15 protein-coding genes are annotated in these 15584 nt (G+C 66.2%); 9 read left to right on the forward strand and 6 right to left on the reverse strand.

Annotation, left to right across the window (positions count from 1 at the left end; all coding sequences use genetic code 11):
* Positions 1 to 20 precede the first annotated feature (20 nt).
* Positions 21 to 1394, reverse strand: a complete 1374-nt coding sequence (locus tag L1F06_RS10110; protein WP_129483427.1) for an MATE family efflux transporter — start codon at positions 1392 to 1394, stop codon at positions 21 to 23.
* Between the two features lie 150 nt (positions 1395 to 1544).
* On the opposite strand from L1F06_RS10110, the gene pdxB reads away from it, so the two are divergent.
* The 3 genes from pdxB (at position 1545) to nahK (ending at position 6560) form a co-directional block, all read left to right on the forward strand.
* Positions 1545 to 2678 (forward strand): 4-phosphoerythronate dehydrogenase PdxB, encoded by a 1134-nt coding sequence (gene pdxB / locus L1F06_RS10115; RefSeq protein WP_129483428.1) that lies wholly within the window; start codon positions 1545 to 1547, stop codon positions 2676 to 2678.
* A gap of 122 nt (positions 2679 to 2800) precedes the next feature.
* Entirely contained in the window at positions 2801 to 3955 is a 1155-nt protein-coding gene (gene nosP, locus L1F06_RS10120) for a nitric oxide-sensing protein NosP (protein WP_129483429.1), read from the forward strand.
* On the forward strand, positions 3894 to 6560 hold the full coding sequence (nahK, locus tag L1F06_RS10125) for a hybrid sensor histidine kinase/response regulator NahK/ErcS' (protein ID WP_177491215.1): 2667 nt from the start codon (positions 3894 to 3896) through the stop codon (positions 6558 to 6560). Before nosP ends, nahK begins: the two co-directional genes overlap by 62 nt.
* 42 nt (positions 6561 to 6602) lie before the next feature.
* Here the strand turns inward: nahK and htpX are convergent, their stop codons facing one another.
* The 3 genes from htpX to L1F06_RS10140 all read right to left on the reverse strand — a co-directional run bounded on the left by htpX (position 6603) and on the right by L1F06_RS10140 (position 9234).
* Positions 6603 to 7475, reverse strand: a complete 873-nt coding sequence (gene htpX / locus L1F06_RS10130) for a protease HtpX (protein WP_003240885.1) — start codon at positions 7473 to 7475, stop codon at positions 6603 to 6605.
* 88 nt (positions 7476 to 7563) lie between these two features.
* On the reverse strand, positions 7564 to 8016 hold the full coding sequence (locus L1F06_RS10135; protein WP_003240883.1) for a hypothetical protein: 453 nt from the start codon (positions 8014 to 8016) through the stop codon (positions 7564 to 7566).
* A 6-nt stretch (positions 8017 to 8022) separates the two neighbouring features.
* Complete coding sequence (locus L1F06_RS10140; RefSeq protein WP_003240881.1) at positions 8023 to 9234, reverse strand: pyridoxal phosphate-dependent aminotransferase; 1212 nt, start codon at positions 9232 to 9234, stop codon at positions 8023 to 8025.
* A 266-nt stretch (positions 9235 to 9500) separates the two neighbouring features.
* On the opposite strand from L1F06_RS10140, the gene msrB reads away from it, so the two are divergent.
* Complete coding sequence (gene msrB / locus L1F06_RS10145; RefSeq protein WP_003240879.1) at positions 9501 to 9896, forward strand: peptide-methionine (R)-S-oxide reductase MsrB; 396 nt, start codon at positions 9501 to 9503, stop codon at positions 9894 to 9896.
* Positions 9897 to 9937: 41 nt separating this feature from the next.
* Here msrB and L1F06_RS10150 read toward each other — a convergent pair whose 3' ends face one another.
* On the reverse strand, positions 9938 to 10117 hold the full coding sequence (locus L1F06_RS10150; protein ID WP_012018807.1) for a PA1571 family protein: 180 nt from the start codon (positions 10115 to 10117) through the stop codon (positions 9938 to 9940).
* A 290-nt stretch (positions 10118 to 10407) separates the two neighbouring features.
* Here L1F06_RS10150 and L1F06_RS10155 point away from each other — a divergent pair, with 290 nt between their 5' ends.
* Genes L1F06_RS10155 through L1F06_RS10175 form a run of 5 tightly spaced genes read left to right on the forward strand, consistent with a single transcriptional unit; the run spans position 10408 to position 14726 of the window.
* Positions 10408 to 11523: an ATP-NAD kinase family protein gene (locus L1F06_RS10155; RefSeq protein ID WP_129483431.1), complete on the forward strand. Its 1116-nt coding sequence runs from the start codon at positions 10408 to 10410 to the stop codon at positions 11521 to 11523.
* A 9-nt stretch (positions 11524 to 11532) separates the two neighbouring features.
* Positions 11533 to 12123, forward strand: coding sequence for a DUF1287 domain-containing protein (locus L1F06_RS10160; protein ID WP_129483432.1), 591 nt, complete (start codon positions 11533 to 11535; stop codon positions 12121 to 12123).
* Positions 12120 to 12554, forward strand: a complete 435-nt coding sequence (locus tag L1F06_RS10165) for a thiol-disulfide oxidoreductase DCC family protein (protein ID WP_129483433.1) — start codon at positions 12120 to 12122, stop codon at positions 12552 to 12554. Before L1F06_RS10160 ends, L1F06_RS10165 begins: the two co-directional genes overlap by 4 nt.
* Positions 12547 to 12954, forward strand: coding sequence for a DoxX-like family protein (locus L1F06_RS10170; protein WP_012018803.1), 408 nt, complete (start codon positions 12547 to 12549; stop codon positions 12952 to 12954). Before L1F06_RS10165 ends, L1F06_RS10170 begins: the two co-directional genes overlap by 8 nt.
* Positions 12955 to 12962: 8 nt before the next feature.
* Positions 12963 to 14726, forward strand: coding sequence for an ABC transporter transmembrane domain-containing protein (locus L1F06_RS10175; RefSeq protein ID WP_129483434.1), 1764 nt, complete (start codon positions 12963 to 12965; stop codon positions 14724 to 14726).
* Here the strand turns inward: L1F06_RS10175 and rhtA are convergent.
* Entirely contained in the window at positions 14723 to 15574 is an 852-nt protein-coding gene (gene rhtA, locus L1F06_RS10180) for a threonine/homoserine exporter RhtA (protein ID WP_129483435.1), read from the reverse strand. The genes L1F06_RS10175 and rhtA overlap by 4 nt on opposite strands.
* Positions 15575 to 15584 lie beyond the last annotated feature (10 nt).

A 15584-nucleotide genomic window follows, 5' to 3' on the forward strand; every position in this document is an offset into this window, starting at 1 on the left:
GATGCCCGACCTATCCAATCTCAACCGGCCCGGCGAATGCGCTTGCGCGCGCTGCGTGCCAGGCGCACGGTGAGCATCGCTGCGGCGCAGGTCAGGCCCACCACCAAACCTTGCCACAGGCCGCTGGGGCCGCTCGGCTCGCCCAGCCAGTCGGACAGCCCGAGCGCATAGCCCACCGGCAGACCGATGCCCCAGTAGGCGAACAGGGTCAGCAGCATGGTGATGCGGGTGTCCTGGTAGCCGCGCAGGGCGCCGGCGGCGGTGACCTGGATGGCGTCGGAGAACTGGAACAGGGCCGAGTACACGATCAACGTCGCTGCCACCGTGATTACCGCCTGGTCCGGGGTATAGATCTGCGCGATCTGCTCGCGCAGCAGGAGCATCAGGCTGGCCGATATGCAGGCATAACCCAGTGCCACGCCCATGCTCACCCCGGCGGCGAAGCGCGCCTCGCGCGGCTGGCCGCGGCCCAGTGCCTGGCCGACGCGCACCGTCGCGGCCATGGCCAGCGAGTAGGGAATCATGAACACCATGGAACTGAAGTTCAGGGCGATCTGATGCCCGGCGACCACGGTGGCGCCGAGGCCGCCGATCAGCAGGGCGATCACCGAGAAGATGCTCGATTCGGCGAATACCGCGATGCCGATCGGTACGCCAATGCTCAGCAGGCGCTTGATCACCGGCCACTGTGGCCACTCGAAATGGGTGAACAACGCGCTGGCACGGTAGTAGGGCGCCCACTTCACCCAGACCAGCATGCCGATCAGCATGAAGCCCATCACCAACGCCGTTGCCCAGCCGCAGCCGACACCGCCCATGGCCGGCAGGCCGAACTTGCCGTAGATGAAGATGTAGTTGGCCGGAATGTTGAGCAACAGGCCGAGGATGCCCAGCACCATGGCCGGACGGGTATGGCCGAGGCCATCGCTGAAGCAGCGCAGCACGTGATACAGCGCCACCGCCGGGAAGCCGCAGGCCACGGCGCGCAGGTAGCCCATGGCCGGGGTGATCAGCGCCGGGTCGACGTTCATGATGCGCAGGATGAACTCGGCGTTCCACAGCAGCGTCGCCGCGCCGCCGCCCACGGTCAGAGCCAGCCACAGGGCCTGACGCACCAGCGGGCCGATGTCTGCCTCTTCGCCGGCACCGAAGCGCTGCGCCACCTTGGGGGTGGTGGCCAGCAGGATGCCGGTCATCAGCAGGAACACCGGTACCCAGATCGAGTTGCCCAACGCCACGGCGGCCAGGTCCTGCGGGCTGACGCGCCCGGCCATCAGCGTATCGACGAAGCCCATGGCGGTATGCGCCAGCTGGGCGATGATGATGGGCGTGGCCAGGATGAGCAGGCTGCGCAGTTCCGTGCGCACGCGGCCAAGGCGAGTGTCGGTGGACATTTCGATTCTTCGGGAAGGCAGAAAACCGCGTAGTCTACGCCTTGACGTATCGGTCAGGAAAGCACGATCTGCCGCTCTGCCTGGCGGCTCACGGGGCGACGCTGGCGCTCGTGCTGGCTTAGAATGGCCGCCTGTTCGATGGAGCCCGCCATGCACATAGTCGCCGACGAAAACATTCCCCTGCTCGATGAGTTCTTCGCCGCGTTCGGCAGCATCCGCCGTCTGCCGGGGCGGGGCATCAGCGCAGCTGACGTGCGCGACGCCGATCTCTTGCTGGTGCGTTCGGTGACTCAGGTGAACCGGGCATTGCTCGAAAGCAGCCGCGTGCGTTTCGTCGGCACCTGCACCATTGGCACCGATCACCTGGATCTCGATTACTTCGCCGAGGCCGGCATCGCCTGGAGCAGCGCGCCGGGCTGCAACGCCCGGGGCGTGGTGGATTACGTGCTGGGCAGCGTGCTGACCCTGGCCGAGCGCGAGGGCGTCGACCCGGCTGCGCGCGTCTATGGCGTGGTCGGCGCAGGGCAGGTCGGCGGGCGTCTGGTCCATCTGCTGCGCGGCCTTGGCTGGCAGGTGCGGGTGTGCGACCCGCCACGGCAGGCCGCCGAGGGCGGCGATTTCGTCAGCCTGGAGCGGATCATCGAAGAATGCGACGTGATCAGCCTGCACACGCCGCTGGACGCCTCGACGCGCCATCTGTTCGATGCGACTCGCCTGGCGGCATTGCAGCCGGGCGCCTGGCTGATCAATGCCAGTCGTGGCGCCGTGGTGGACAACGCCGCGCTGCGCACGTTACTGCCGCAGCGCCCCGACCTGAAAGCGGTGCTGGACGTCTGGGAAGGCGAGCCGCAGGCCGATGTCGAACTGGCCGCCCTGTGCCAGTTGGCCACACCGCATATCGCCGGTTACAGCCTGGACGGCAAGCTGCGCGGCACCGCGCAGATCTACCAGGCCTGCTGCCGCGTGCTGGGCGTTGCCGAACAGGTGAGTCTGGACGATCTGCTGCCGGCCCCTTGGCTCAGCGAGATGAACATCGACGGCCGCGCGGACCCGGCCTGGGTCCTGGCCAGTCTGTGCCGCGCGGTATACGACCCACGCCGCGACGATGCGGATTTCCGCCGTAGCCTGGTCGGCGACGCCGACGCCCGTCGTGCGGCGTTCGACCGCTTGCGCAAGCACTACCCGATGCGCCGCGAGATCGATGGCTTGCGCGTACGAATCCAGGGCGATGCGCCACAGTTGGCAGCGCTGGTCCGGGCGTTGGGCGCCAAACTGCTGGACTGACCCTACCGCGGCTGTCATTGCTCCTACCTAGGAAGGCCTAACCCAATACTCAAGTAGCATGGGGCGCGGGCCGCTCGCTTCGTAGAATTTCCCCATATCCAGCAGGTGTATTGGGGCGTCTTATGGCCTTGGAACAGTCGGAGGGCGTGCTCAGCGCCGTTTCCAGCACGAAGGACGTGGAACAGGCCGCCCAGGAGCTGGCGCGCCAGCTGATCCATCCTTATCTCGGCTTCGTGCTGTTCTTCTGCTCGGCCGAGTACGACCTCGAAGCCCTCGGCCGGGCCCTGGAGCAGCATTTCGGCGGCGTCAGCCTGGTTGGCTGTACCAGCGCCGGCGAGATCACCCCGCAGGGCTACGGCCGCGGCTGCGTGGTGGCGCTGGGCTTCGACCTGCGCTGCTTCTCCATCGCCAGCGCGCTGATCGACGAGATGGAGCGCTTTAACCTGCTCGATGCGCAGCAGCTGGTGGATGGCCTGGTGCGCGACTGTCGCAGCAACGAGCTGGCCTCGATCAAGGGTCACAGCTTCGCCCTGACCCTGCTCGACGGCCTGTCCAGCCGCGAGGAGCTGGTGCTCGGCGCGCTCAGCGCGGCGCTGGGCAGCATCCCGCATTTCGGCGGTTCGGCCGGCGACGACAACCACCTGACCCACACCCACGTCTACCACGGCGGGCGCTTTCACAGCGGCGCGGCGGTGGTGGTGCTGTTCAATACCTGGCTCGACTTCGAGGTCTTCAGCACTCACCACATCCAGCCCAGCGGCGAGAAACTGGTGGTGACCCGCGCCGACAGCTCCAGCCGCCGCGTCTACGAGCTCAACGCCGCGCCGGCCGCGCAGGAATACGCCGAGCTGATCGGCGTGCCGCTCGATGCCCTGGACCACCGGGTGTTCGCCGCCTATCCGCTGGCGGTGCGCATCAGCGATCACTACTACGTGCGCTCGATCCAGCAGGTGCACGACGACCTCAGCCTGAGCTTCTACTGCGCGGTGGAGAACGGCATCGTTCTCACCGCGATGCGTCCCGGGCCGCTGCTGCCGAATCTCGCGCAGCTGTTCGCCGGCCTCGAGCAGCGCCTCGGTCCGTTGCTGCTGACCATCGGCTGCGACTGTTTCCTGCGCCGCCTGGAGATCGAGAACGACGGCGGCAGCCTGCCGGTGTCGGCCTTCCTGCGTCAGCAGCGGGTGATCGGCTTCAATTCCTACGGGGAGCAGTTCAATGGCATGCACATCAACCAGACCTTCACCGGAGTCGCCATTGGCCGCCCTGGTCGCGGCTGATGGCGCCGAGCTGCAGGCGCGCCTGGCCGCGCTGGAAGGCGAGAACGCCAAGCTCAAGCGGATCAACGCCGCGCTGATCGAGCGGGTGGAGTCGATCCACTCGCGTGGTGACGATGCCTACGCCGCCTTCCAGCACTCGGTGGTACTGGCCGAGCAGGTGCGCGAGCGCACCGACGCGCTGAACCAGGCGATGGCCGAACTGAAATCCAGCAACCAGCTGCTCAGTGATGCGCGGCTGCGTGCCGAGACCGCCCACCAGCACCTGATCGACGCCATCGAGAGCTTCTCCGACGCCTTCGTGCTGTTCGACGATCGCCAGCGCATCGTCCTGTTCAACAGCCGCTTCAAGGCGCTGTGGGCGCGCAGCAGGGCGCGCATCGGCACCGGTACGCGCCTGGAGGAGATCAGGCGCCTGAGTCGCAGCACCGGCCTGGTGGTGGAGGCGCAGCTGGGCAAGGAGGGCGAGCCGAGCCTGTTCCGCCTGCAGGATGGGCGCTGGGTGCAGGTCAGCGAGCGGCCGACCAGTGAGGGTGGGCTGGTGATCCTTTACACCGACATCACCGAGGTCAAGCAGAGCGAAGCACTGCGCCGTGAGCAGGCGCTGGCGCAGAAATCGCGGCTGCTGCAGCGTGCGGTGGACAACCTGTCCCAGGGCATGGCCATGGTCAACGCCGAGGGCGCACTGGAGCTGTGGAACCACCGCTTCCTCGAACTCTGCGGCCTGGCGCCGATCAGCGCGCATCGGCCCTTCGCCGAGGTGATGGCCGAAAGCGAGCTGGAGCCGCTGACCCCGGCCAGCCGCGACATCGCCGGCAAGCCGCTACGCCAGGTGGAGGTGCGCCTGTTCGACGGGCGCATGCTCGAAGTGCGTACGCATCCGCTGCCCACCGGCGGCTTCGTCAACACCTTCACCGACATCACCGAGCGCCATCGCCAGGCCCAGGCGCTGAGCGACAGCGAGCGCTGGATCCGCCTGATCACCGACCATGTGCCGGCGCTGATCGCCTACCTGTCGGCCGATCTGGTCTACGAGTTCACCAACAAGGTCTACGAGGAGTGGTACTGCTGGCCGCGTGGCGCCATGCTCGGCCAGAGCCTGCGCGAGGTGCACAGCGAGGAGCACTGCCGGCGTCTGGAGCCCTACGTCGAGCGGGCGCTGTCCGGCGAAAGCGTGACCTTCGAGTTCGCCGAGACCAACCACAGCGGCCAGGAGCGCTACATGCTGCGTTCCTACGTGCCCAACCGCCAGGCCAGCGGCGAGGTGGTCGGCATCTTCGTGCTGATCCGCGATATCACCGAGCGCCGGCGCACCGCCGAGGCGCTGCACCAGGCCTACCAGCATCTGGAGCAGCGCGTGCGCGAGCGCACCGCCGAGCTGACCACGGTCAACGAGCAGCTGCGCCGCGAGATCGACGAGCGCACGCAGATGGAGGCGCGCCTGCGCGAGGCCAAGGGCGAGGCGGAGCAGGCCAACCTGTCCAAGACCAAGTTCCTCGCCGCCGTCAGCCACGATCTGCTGCAGCCGCTCAACGCCGCGCGGCTGTTCACCAGCGCGCTGCTGGAGAAGAAGGACCTGTCCGGCTGCGCGCCGCTGGTGCGCAACGTCAGCAACTCGCTGGAGGACGTCGAGAGCCTGCTCGGCACCCTGGTGGACATCTCCAAGCTCGACGCCGGGGTGATCAAGCCGGATATCGCGCCGTTCGCCGTCAGCGAGCTGCTGGAGAACCTTGCCGCCGAGTACCACCAGATCGCTGGTAGCGAAGGCCTGCGCCTGGACTACCTGCCCAGCTCGGCGCTGGTACGCAGCGACGTGCAGCTGCTGGCGCGGATCCTGCGCAACTTCTTGAGCAACGCCATTCGCTACACCGCCAGCGGGCGCATTCTGCTGGGCTGTCGGCGGCGCGGCCACAGCCTGTCCATCGAGGTCTGGGACACCGGCATCGGCATCGCCCAGGACAAGCTGGTGGAGATTTTCCAGGAGTTCAAACGCGGCGATAACGTGCAGCGCAAGCAGGATCGCGGCCTCGGCCTGGGTCTGGCCATCGTCGACAAGATCGCGCGCATGCTCGGCCACCGCATTCGTGTGGCGTCGCAGCCGGGCAGGGGCTCGATGTTCGCCGTGGAGGTGCCGCTGACCCGTCGCGCGCCCAGAGCGCGGGCGCTGCAGGACAGCCCGGATCAGTTGCTCGAACGCCTTGCCGGTGCGCGGGTATGGGTGCTGGACAACGACGCGGCGATCTGCGCCGGCATGCGCACCCTGCTCGAAGGCTGGGGCTGCCGCGTGGTCACGGCATTGAGCGAAGAAGACCTGGCGCGACAGGTGGACAACTACCACGCCGAGGCCGACCTGCTGATCGCCGACTATCACCTCGACGACGAGCGCAATGGCGTCGATGCCGTGGCGCAGATCAACGCCCGACGCAGCGCGCCGCTGCCGGCGCTGATGATCACCGCCAACTACAGCAACGAACTCAAGCTGCAGATGCGCGAGCTGGGCCACAGCCTGCTGCACAAGCCGGTGCGGCCGATGAAGCTGAAGACGGCGATGAGCCACCTGATGGAGCGTGGGGCGGGGTGTGAAACCAGCTCCTCTGCGGGTGCATAAAGAAAAGGCGACCCGAAGGTCGCCTTTTCTTTGTGTGGACGATCAGCCCAGGCGGCGCAGCGCCTCGATGCGGTCTTCCAGGGGCGGGTGGGTCATCAGCAGGCCGGCCAGGCCGTTCTTCAGGCCACCGTTGATGCCGAAGGCAGTCAGGCTGTCGGGCATCTGCACCGGCACGCCCTGTTCGGCGCGCAGGCGCTGCAGCGCGGCGATCATCGCGCCGGTGCCGGCCAGGCGGGCGCCGGCTTCGTCGGCCTTGAACTCGCGTTTGCGCGAGAACCACATGACGATAATGCTGGCCAGGATGCCCAGCACCAGCTCGGCGAAGATGGTGGCGATGAAGTAGCCGATGCCGTGGCCGTCCTCGTTCTTGAAGATGGCCTTGTCGACGAAACTGCCGAAGATGCGGGCGAAGAACATCACGAAGGTGTTCACCACGCCCTGGATCAGCGCCAGGGTGACCATGTCGCCGTTGGCCACGTGGCCGATTTCGTGGGCCAGTACCGCGCGCACCTCATCCGGCGAGAAGCGCTCCAGCAGCCCCTGGCTGACGGCTACCAGTGCGTCGTTCTTGTTCCAGCCGGTGGCGAAGGCATTGGACTCGTAAGCCGGGAAAATGCCCACTTCCGGCATCTTGATACCGGCCTCGCGCGACAGCTCCTCGACGGTCTGCAGCAGCCACTGCTCATGGCGGGTGCGCGGCTGGGTGATGATCTGGGTGCCGGTGCTCATCTTCGCCATCCACTTGGAGATGAACAGCGAAACCAGCGAGCCGGCGAAACCGAACACGGCGCAGAAGATCAGCAGGCTGCCATGGTTCTGGCCGGTGAAGCGATCGACCCCCAGCAGTTTGAGGGTGATGCTGGCGATGATCAGCACCGCCAGGTTGGTGGCCAGGAACAACATAATGCGCATCATGGTGTGAACGGACTCCTCAAGGGAAAGACGTACGAGTAATGCGGGCTATATAAGGGCGCGCCCCTGGGGGTTTCAACCAGCGACTATTTCAAACTATGTCCCCTGGAACAGACAGGCTGCTTTCGAACAGCAGGCGGGTCAGGCGAGCGGTGCGTTCGCCGTGCTGCTGGGCCAGCGCCTCGCGCAGCTGGAAGGCCAGCGTGGCGTGGACGCGGCGCACGCTCGGCGGCAGTACTTCGCCTTCGCGCAGGGCATGGGGAATGGCCCGTGACAGGCGCAGAAAACCCTTTTCGGTCAGCACGGCCTGATCCAGCGCGTCATAGGCGATGGTCGATTCGAAACGCAGATAGCCTTCCTCGGCCAGCCACAGCAGGGCGCCGAGGCAGGCCTGGTGGCGCTTGCTGGGCAGGCCGAATTCGTCGGGCTCCTCGCGGCCGATCAGGTCTTCCACGTACAAGGCCATCTTGCGCGGGAAGGCCTGGTAAAGCATCAGAAGGCCGCTGGCCGCATCCTTGTAGAAGTCGTCGATCTGCAGGTCCATATAGGCTTACTGGCTGTAGCCCTTGAGGAAGTTGCCGATGCGGCCGATGGCCTGCTCCAGGTCGTCGACGCGGGGCAGGGTGACCACGCGGAAGTGATCCGGCCACGGCCAGTTGAAGGCGGTGCCCTGGACGATCAGCAGTTTCTCCGACAGCAGCAGGTCGAGGACGAACTTCTCGTCGTTGTGGATCGGGCAGACCTTCGGGTCGATCCGCGGAAAGGCGTACAGCGCGCCCATGGGCTTGACGCAGCTCACTCCGGGGATGTCGTTGAGCAGCTCCCAGGCGCGGTTGCGCTGCTCCAGCAGGCGGCCGTTGGGCAGTACCAGGTCGTTGATGCTCTGGTAGCCGCCCAGCGCGGTCTGGATCGCGTGCTGGCTCGGCACGTTGGCGCACAGGCGCATGTTGGCCAGGATATCCAGGCCTTCGATGTAGCTCTGCGCCTTGTGTTTGGGCCCGGAAATGGCCACCCAGCCGGAACGGAAGCCGGCCACGCGGTAGCTCTTGGACAGGCCGTTGAAGGTCAGGCAGAGCACGTCCGGCGCCAGCGAGGCGGTGCTGATGTGCACGGCTTCGTCGTAGAGGATCTTGTCGTAGATCTCGTCGGAGAAGATCACCAGGTTGTGCTGGCGCGCCAGTTCGACGATGTCCTGCAGTACTTCCTTGGAATACACCGCCCCAGTGGGGTTGTTCGGGTTGATCAGTACCAGCGCCTTGGTGTTCGGCGTGATCTTGGCGCGCATGTCGGCGATGTCGGGGAACCAGCCGGCCTGCTCGTCGCACAGGTAGTGCACCGGCTTGCCGCCGGACAACGCCACGGCAGCGGTCCACAGCGGATAGTCGGGCGCCGGGATGAGCACCTCGTCACCGTTGTTGAGCAGCGCCTGCATGGCCATGACGATCAGTTCGGACACGCCGTTGCCGAGGTAGATATCCTCGATGGTGACGCCTTCGACCTGCTTCTGCTGGTAGTACTGCATCACCGCCTTGCGCGCGCTGAACAGCCCCTTGGAGTCACTGTAACCCTGGGCGGTAGGCAGGTTGCGGATTACGTCCTGAAGAATTTCTTCCGGTGCCTCGAAACCGAACGGCGCCGGATTGCCGATGTTCAGCTTGAGGATGCGATGGCCTTCCTCCTCCAGACGCTTGGCGTGCTTGAGCACCGGCCCGCGAATGTCGTAGCAGACGTTGGCGAGCTTGTTCGATTTGCTGACCTGCATGTAAGGAATCCCGAGCTAAGGAAAACCCACTGAAGCACGCTGCAAAATTCTCCCGACGGGGAATCTTGGCAGCCCGTAACGTGGGTGACAGACTGGGGTCGAATCATACGTGGCGACCTGGGCGCGGCAAAGGTGCCAGCCCTGCTTTTTTCTGGCCTGCCACGCGCCGCACACTCATGCCGCGGCCCGGAAACTTCTCAGTCGAGGCTTCCGCGGTCGAATGCGCGAAACCCCGTGCTGCCCACTACCGAGGAGGAAACCCGCTCGTGGACAAAGTCGACAAGTCGTTGGACACCTGGCGTGAAGAGCTGACCGACGAGCAGTTCCATGTCTGTCGCCTGGGAGGGACGGAGCGACCATTCACCGGTGCCTACCACGACAGCAAGACCCCAGGCATCTACCACTGCGCCTGCTGTGGCGAAGCCCTGTTCGATTCGGACGCCAAGTACGATTCCGGCAGCGGCTGGCCAAGCTATTTCCAGCCGATCAACGACGAGGTGATCGCCAGCCTCGACGATTACAGCCATGGCATGCATCGCATCGAGGTCAAATGCGCCAAGTGCGATGCCCATCTGGGGCACGTGTTCCCGGATGGCCCGCGGCCAACCGGGCTGCGTTACTGCATCAATTCGCTGTCGCTGAAACTTGTGCCGCGAGATTGATCAGGACGCGCCAGGCACCTTGCGTGCCTGGCGCCCAAGGTTCAGCCCTGCTGATGCGCGCGCTGGCGGCTTTCTTCCAGGGCGTTGCAGGCCTGCTGGATCATGTCTTCGGTAATCGGCACTTCGCGGCCCTGGCCATCGATGATAAAACCGCCCACCGGCATCTGCGGCTGCTTGACCGGGGTGTTGGGGCGTTGGGCGACATTGTCTTGCAAGCTCATGGCCTGTCTCCTCATCAGTGATGCGCGCCAGTCTAGGGGGGCTAGATGAAGGCGCGGTGACAACAAGAAACCTGCTCAAAGTCTGCTGCGCGTCGGCCATGCTGCGTTGAAATCGGGCTCAGAATGCTCATTTACAATTCGTAAACTGCGCTTCTTCGCCCGCTTTCGCCTTGCCTGGCTCTAGCTCGCGATACTTTAAACAGATTCCATGACGGCGGAACTCCGTCACAAAACACATTGCGAAAGTCGTATTGCAGGCTGCGTGCCAGCCTGTGTGAAACGAGGATTACATGGCGCGTTTTCATATCGGTCTGATCATCAATCCGCTGGCCGGGCTGGGTGGCCCAGCTGCCTTCAAGGGCAGCGACGGCATGGCCGAGCAGGCGTTGGCCCTGGGCGTCGAGGCAAAAGCCGCGCAGCGCACACGCACTGCCCTGGAACAGCTGCTGGCTCTGCGCGAGCGCATCGAATTCGTCGGCTACCCGGGGGCGATGGGTGGCGAGCTATTGGCGCAGATGGGCTTCGAGCATCGTTTGCTGGGTGAGTTGGGTGAGGGCGCGACCACCGCCGAAGATACCCGCCGTGCGGTGCGGCAACTGCAGGACGCCGGTGTGGCGTTGATTCTGTTCGCTGGCGGTGACGGCACGGCACGCGACGTGTGCGCCGTGGTCAGGGAAGGGCAGCCGGTTCTGGGCATTCCGGCCGGGGTGAAGATCCAGTCCGGCGTCTATGCCATCAGCCCGCGGGCGGCGGGCGAGCTCACCGCGCGCCTGGTCGAGGGCGGCCTGGTGCGTCTGGCCAGCGGCGAGGTGCGCGACATCGACGAGGCGGCCCTGCGCGAAGGCCGCGTGACCGCGCGCTGGTACGGCGAGCTGTGCGTGCCGCAGGAGGGCGGCTACGTGCAGGCGGTCAAGCAGGGTGGAATGGAGTCCGAAGAGCTGGTGCTGGCCGATCTGGCCGCCTGGCTGGAGGGCGATTGGGAGCCGGGCGTTCGCTACGTGTTCGGTCCCGGCTCGACTTTGCACGGCCTGGCGCAGAATCTGGGGCTGGAGACCACCTTGCTCGGTGTCGACGTGATCGAGGACGGCCAGGTGATCGCTCGCGACGTCAATGAAGCCGAGCTGTTCGCTCTCGTCGATGGGCATCCGACTTACCTGCTGGTCACCGCCATTGGCGGCCAGGGGCATATCATCGGCCGCGGCAATCAGCAGATCAGCCCGCGGGTGTTGCGCGCCGTCGGCCTGGAGCGCCTGCGGGTGGTGGCGACCAAGCGCAAGCTGGCGACGCTGGAAGGGCGGCCGCTGCTGGTGGACAGTGGCGACGTGACGCTGGACGATGCCTTTCCCGATGCCGTGCGGGTCTGGGCAGGTTACAAGGAAGAGTTGCTGTATCCCTTGGCTCGATAGGAGATCGCAATGCGGATGCTGGTTGTACTGCTGGCCTGGGCGCTGGCCCTGGCTGCGCAGGCCATCGAGGCTGACAGGCTGGTGCTGGATGCGCGCAAGCAGGTCGGCGTGACCCTGAGCTATGACCCGGCCTACCGCCAGTTGAGCTATCCGGGCGGCGACGTGCCCATGGCCACCGGTGTGTGCACCGACGTGGTGATCCGCGCGCTGCGCCAGCAGGGGCTGGACCTGCAGGAGGCGGTGCATCGCGACATGCGCGGCAATTTTGCCCTTTACCCCAGAAACTGGGGCCTGAGCCGGCCGGACAGCAATATCGACCACCGTCGTGTGCCCAATCTGATGACCTGGTTCAAGCGTCAGGGCTGGTCGCTGCCGATCAGTCAGGACCCTGCGGCTTACCAGGCCGGCGATATCGTCACCTGGGATCTGGGACGCGGCCTGACTCATATCGGCATCGTCAGCGATCGCCGGGCGTCAGATGGTGCGCCGCTGATCCTGCATAACATCGGCCGCGGCACGCAGGAGGAAGACATCCTCTTCGCCTACCGCATCACTGGGCACTATCGCCCGCTCACCCAGCAGGCGAGTGCCAGTCAATGACTGAAGCCAGGTTGCCGCCCGGTCTCGCGGCTGGCGAGCGCGTCGTGCTGTTCGACGGCGTCTGCAAACTGTGCAACGGCTGGGCGAAGTTTCTTATCCGCCATGACCCTGCGCGGCAGTTTCGCCTGGCGTCCGTGCAGTCCGCCCAGGGCCAGGCATTGCTGGCCTGGTATGGGCTGCCGACCGATCGTTTCGACACCATGGCGCTGATCGACGAGGCGGGGCTGCATGTGCGCTCCACGGCGCTGCTGCGCATTCTCTCGCGCTTGCCGCAACCCTGGCGTGCGCTGCGATTGCTGCGCCTGCTGCCCCGGCCGCTGCGGGATTGGTGTTATGACCGCATTGCGCTGAATCGCTATCGCCTGTTCGGCCGGCATGCCGTCTGCCTGCTGCCCACGGCCGACCACGCCGAGCGCTTTCTGCATGACTGAACGCCGGCTGGCGCAGATCGCCTGGCTCGCCCGGCTGGCATTGGCGGCGGTATTCGTCTGGCATGGTCTGGCGCCGAAGATTCTCTGGCTGAGCCCTGACGAGGTGGCGATGATCGGTGCGCACGGCTTGCCCGATCACGCGTTGTTCGCGCCGGAGCTGATCGCTCGTATCGGCGGCGTTGCCGAGGTATTGCTAGGCATTGCGCTGCTGACCATTCGCCGCCAGCGCTGGCCGTTGCTGGTGGCCGCTGCGGTCTTGCTGGTGCTGCTGCTTGATGTTGCGCTACTGAGCCCCCATCTGTTGATTCAGGCGTTCAATCCGCTGTCCACCAACCTGGCGGCGCTAGCCCTCTGCGCGGTGGCCTGGCTGGCCGAAGCGCCTGCCACCGCCAACTCCTGAGGCCCCTCATGACTTCTCTGCTTTCCTCCCGCCAGCGTGGTGCAATACGCCTGGCCTGGCGCTTTATCGCGCCTTATCGCGGGCGGGTGCTGGGCGCCTTGCTGGCGCTGCTGTTTACCGCCGCCATTACCCTGTCCATGGGCCAGGGCATCAAGCTGCTGGTGGATCAGGGCCTGGCCACGCAATCGCCGGCTGCGCTGCGTCAGTCCCTGCTGCTGTTTTTCGTGCTGGTGCTGGCTTTGGCGTTCGGCACCTACACGCGCTTCTACCTGGTCTCCTGGCTGGGCGAGCGGGTGGTGGCCGATATTCGCCGGCGGGTGTTCGATCACCTGATCGAGCTGCATCCCGGCTTCTATGAAAGCAATCGCAGCTCGGAGATCCAGTCGCGGCTGACCGCCGATACCACCTTGCTGCAGTCGGTGATCGGTTCGTCGCTATCCATGGCCCTGCGCAATCTGATCATGCTGGTCGGCGGTAGTGTGCTGCTGGTGGTCACCAACCCCAAATTGAGCGGTATCGTGCTGGCCGCGCTGCCGCTGGTGGTGGCGCCGATCCTGCTGTTCGGCCGCCGTGTGCGGGCGCTGTCGCGGCAGAGCCAGGACCGTGTGGCCGACGTGGGCAGCTATGTCGGCGAGGTGCTGGGGCAGGTCAAGACGGTGCAGGCCTACAACCATCAGGACGAGGACAAGCGCCGTTTCGGGCTGTCCGCCGAGGCGGCGTTTGCCGTCGCGCGCAAGCGTGTCGCCCAGCGTGCCTGGCTGATCACCGTGGTCATCGTGCTGGTGCTCGGGGCGGTGGGCGTGATGCTCTGGGTCGGCGGCATGGACGTGATCGCCGGGCGCATTTCCGGCGGCGAGCTGGCGGCCTTCGTCTTCTACGCCCTGATCGTCGGCTCGTCGTTCGGTACCCTGAGCGAGGTGATCGGTGAGCTGCAGCGCGCAGCCGGGGCGGCCGAGCGCATTGGCGAACTGTTACGGGCGCGCAGTCAGATCGTCGCCCCCGCACAGCCGCAGCATCTGGCGCAGCCGGTGCGTGGGCGTATCGAGTTGCAGGGTGTGCGCTTCGCCTACCCGTCGCGGCCCGACAGCTATGCCATCGATGGTATCGATCTGCAGGTGGCAGCGGGCGAGACCCTGGCGCTGGTCGGGCCATCGGGGGCGGGCAAGTCGACGCTGTTCGATCTGCTGCTGCGCTTTTTCGACCCGCAGGCCGGGCGCATCCTCATTGACGGCGTGCCGATCGATCAGCTCGATCCGCGCGAGCTGCGCGCCTGCTTCGCTCTGGTGTCGCAGAATCCGGCGCTGTTCTTCGGCACGGTGGAGGACAACATTCGCTACGGCCGGCTCGACGCCAGCCAGACCGAGGTGGAGGCTGCCGCGCGTGCGGCGCATGCCCATGAGTTCATCGAGCGTCTGCCGCAGGGTTATCAGACCCATCTCGGTGAGGCGGGGCTGGGGCTTTCCGGCGGGCAGCGTCAGCGTCTGGCCATCGCCCGCGCCCTGCTGGCCGATGCGCCGATCCTGCTGCTCGACGAGGCCACCAGCGCCCTGGATGCCGAAAGCGAGCACCTGATCCAGCAGGCGCTTCCTGCGCTGATGAGCGGGCGTACCACGCTGGTGATCGCGCACCGGCTGGCCACCGTCAAGCAGGCTGAACGCATCGCGGTGATCGAGCGCGGTCGTCTGGCGGCCATCGGCAGCCATGCCCAGTTGCTCGCCGGCAGCCCGCTCTATGCGCGCCTGGCGCAGCTGCAATTCGGCGAGGCCGGCTAACTCTTGGGCCGGATCGTCGCCGCCGCTCCGGCCGAGGCGAGAATGATCGCGCCAATGGCCAGCCACTGGTTCCAGCTCAGCTTCTCGCTGAGGAACAATAGGCCGGAGAGCGCGGCGATGGCCGGCTCCAGGCTCATCAGGATGCTGAAGGTGCGCGCCGGCAGACGGGTCAGGGCGACCATTTCCAGGCTGTAGGGCAGCGCCGAGGAGAGCACCGCCACGCCCAGGGCGATGGGCAGCAGATCGACCGAGAACAGGCTGCCTCCGGCCTGCCACAGGCCGATGGGCAGCACCAGCAGTGCGGCAACCCAGGTGCCCAGGGCCACGGTCTGGCGGCCATGGGCGGCGCCGGCTTTCTGTCCGAAGACGATGTACAGCGCCCAGCACAGGCCGGCAGCGAGCGCCAAGGCCATGCCCAGCGGGTCGAGCTGGGTCTGCGCCAGGCCGCTGGGCAGCAGCAGCCACAGGCCGAAGACGGCCAGGGCGACCCAGACGAAATCCAGCAGGCGCCGCGACGACAGCAGCGCCAGGCCCAGCGGGCCGGTGAACTCCAGGGCCACGGCAATGCCCAGGGGGATGCTCTGCAGCGACATGTAGAACAGCAGGTTCATCCCGCCGAGGGCCAGGCCATAGGCCAGCAGCGAGCGATAGGCGGCCAGGTTCAGGCGCGTGCGCCAGGGCTGCATCACCAGCGACAGTATGCTCGCGCCCAGCACCAGGCGCAGCGCCGTGGTGCCTTCGGCGCCCACCAGCGGGAACAGGCTCTTGGCCAGCGAGGCGCCGCTCTGGATCGAGATCATGGCCACCAGCAGCAGGCCGATGGGGGCGAGTAGGGCGGTGCGTGGCATGGGGCTGTCC

The organism is Pseudomonas hydrolytica (assembly GCF_021495345.1).
GTDB lineage: Bacteria > Pseudomonadota > Gammaproteobacteria > Pseudomonadales > Pseudomonadaceae > Aquipseudomonas > Aquipseudomonas hydrolytica.

Excerpts from the sequence above, each read along its gene's own strand:
- L1F06_RS10140 (WP_003240881.1), bottom strand. The coding sequence starts at position 9,234 with ATGCAGGTCAGCAAATCGAACAAGCTCGCCAACGTCTGCTACGACATT.
- htpX (WP_003240885.1), bottom strand. The coding sequence starts at position 7,475 with ATGATGCGCATTATGTTGTTCCTGGCCACCAACCTGGCGGTGCTGATC.
- L1F06_RS10160 (WP_129483432.1), top strand. The coding sequence starts at position 11,533 with ATGCGGATGCTGGTTGTACTGCTGGCCTGGGCGCTGGCCCTGGCTGCG.
- nosP (WP_129483429.1), top strand. The coding sequence starts at position 2,801 with ATGGCCTTGGAACAGTCGGAGGGCGTGCTCAGCGCCGTTTCCAGCACG.
- nahK (WP_177491215.1), top strand. The coding sequence starts at position 3,894 with ATGGCATGCACATCAACCAGACCTTCACCGGAGTCGCCATTGGCCGCC.
- L1F06_RS10170 (WP_012018803.1), top strand. The coding sequence starts at position 12,547 with ATGACTGAACGCCGGCTGGCGCAGATCGCCTGGCTCGCCCGGCTGGCA.
- L1F06_RS10150 (WP_012018807.1), bottom strand. The coding sequence starts at position 10,117 with ATGAGCTTGCAAGACAATGTCGCCCAACGCCCCAACACCCCGGTCAAG.
- rhtA (WP_129483435.1), bottom strand. The coding sequence starts at position 15,574 with ATGCCACGCACCGCCCTACTCGCCCCCATCGGCCTGCTGCTGGTGGCC.
- L1F06_RS10165 (WP_129483433.1), top strand. The coding sequence starts at position 12,120 with ATGACTGAAGCCAGGTTGCCGCCCGGTCTCGCGGCTGGCGAGCGCGTC.
- L1F06_RS10110 (WP_129483427.1), bottom strand. The coding sequence starts at position 1,394 with ATGTCCACCGACACTCGCCTTGGCCGCGTGCGCACGGAACTGCGCAGC.
- pdxB (WP_129483428.1), top strand. The coding sequence starts at position 1,545 with ATGCACATAGTCGCCGACGAAAACATTCCCCTGCTCGATGAGTTCTTC.
- L1F06_RS10155 (WP_129483431.1), top strand. The coding sequence starts at position 10,408 with ATGGCGCGTTTTCATATCGGTCTGATCATCAATCCGCTGGCCGGGCTG.
- L1F06_RS10175 (WP_129483434.1), top strand. The coding sequence starts at position 12,963 with ATGACTTCTCTGCTTTCCTCCCGCCAGCGTGGTGCAATACGCCTGGCC.
- L1F06_RS10135 (WP_003240883.1), bottom strand. The coding sequence starts at position 8,016 with ATGGACCTGCAGATCGACGACTTCTACAAGGATGCGGCCAGCGGCCTT.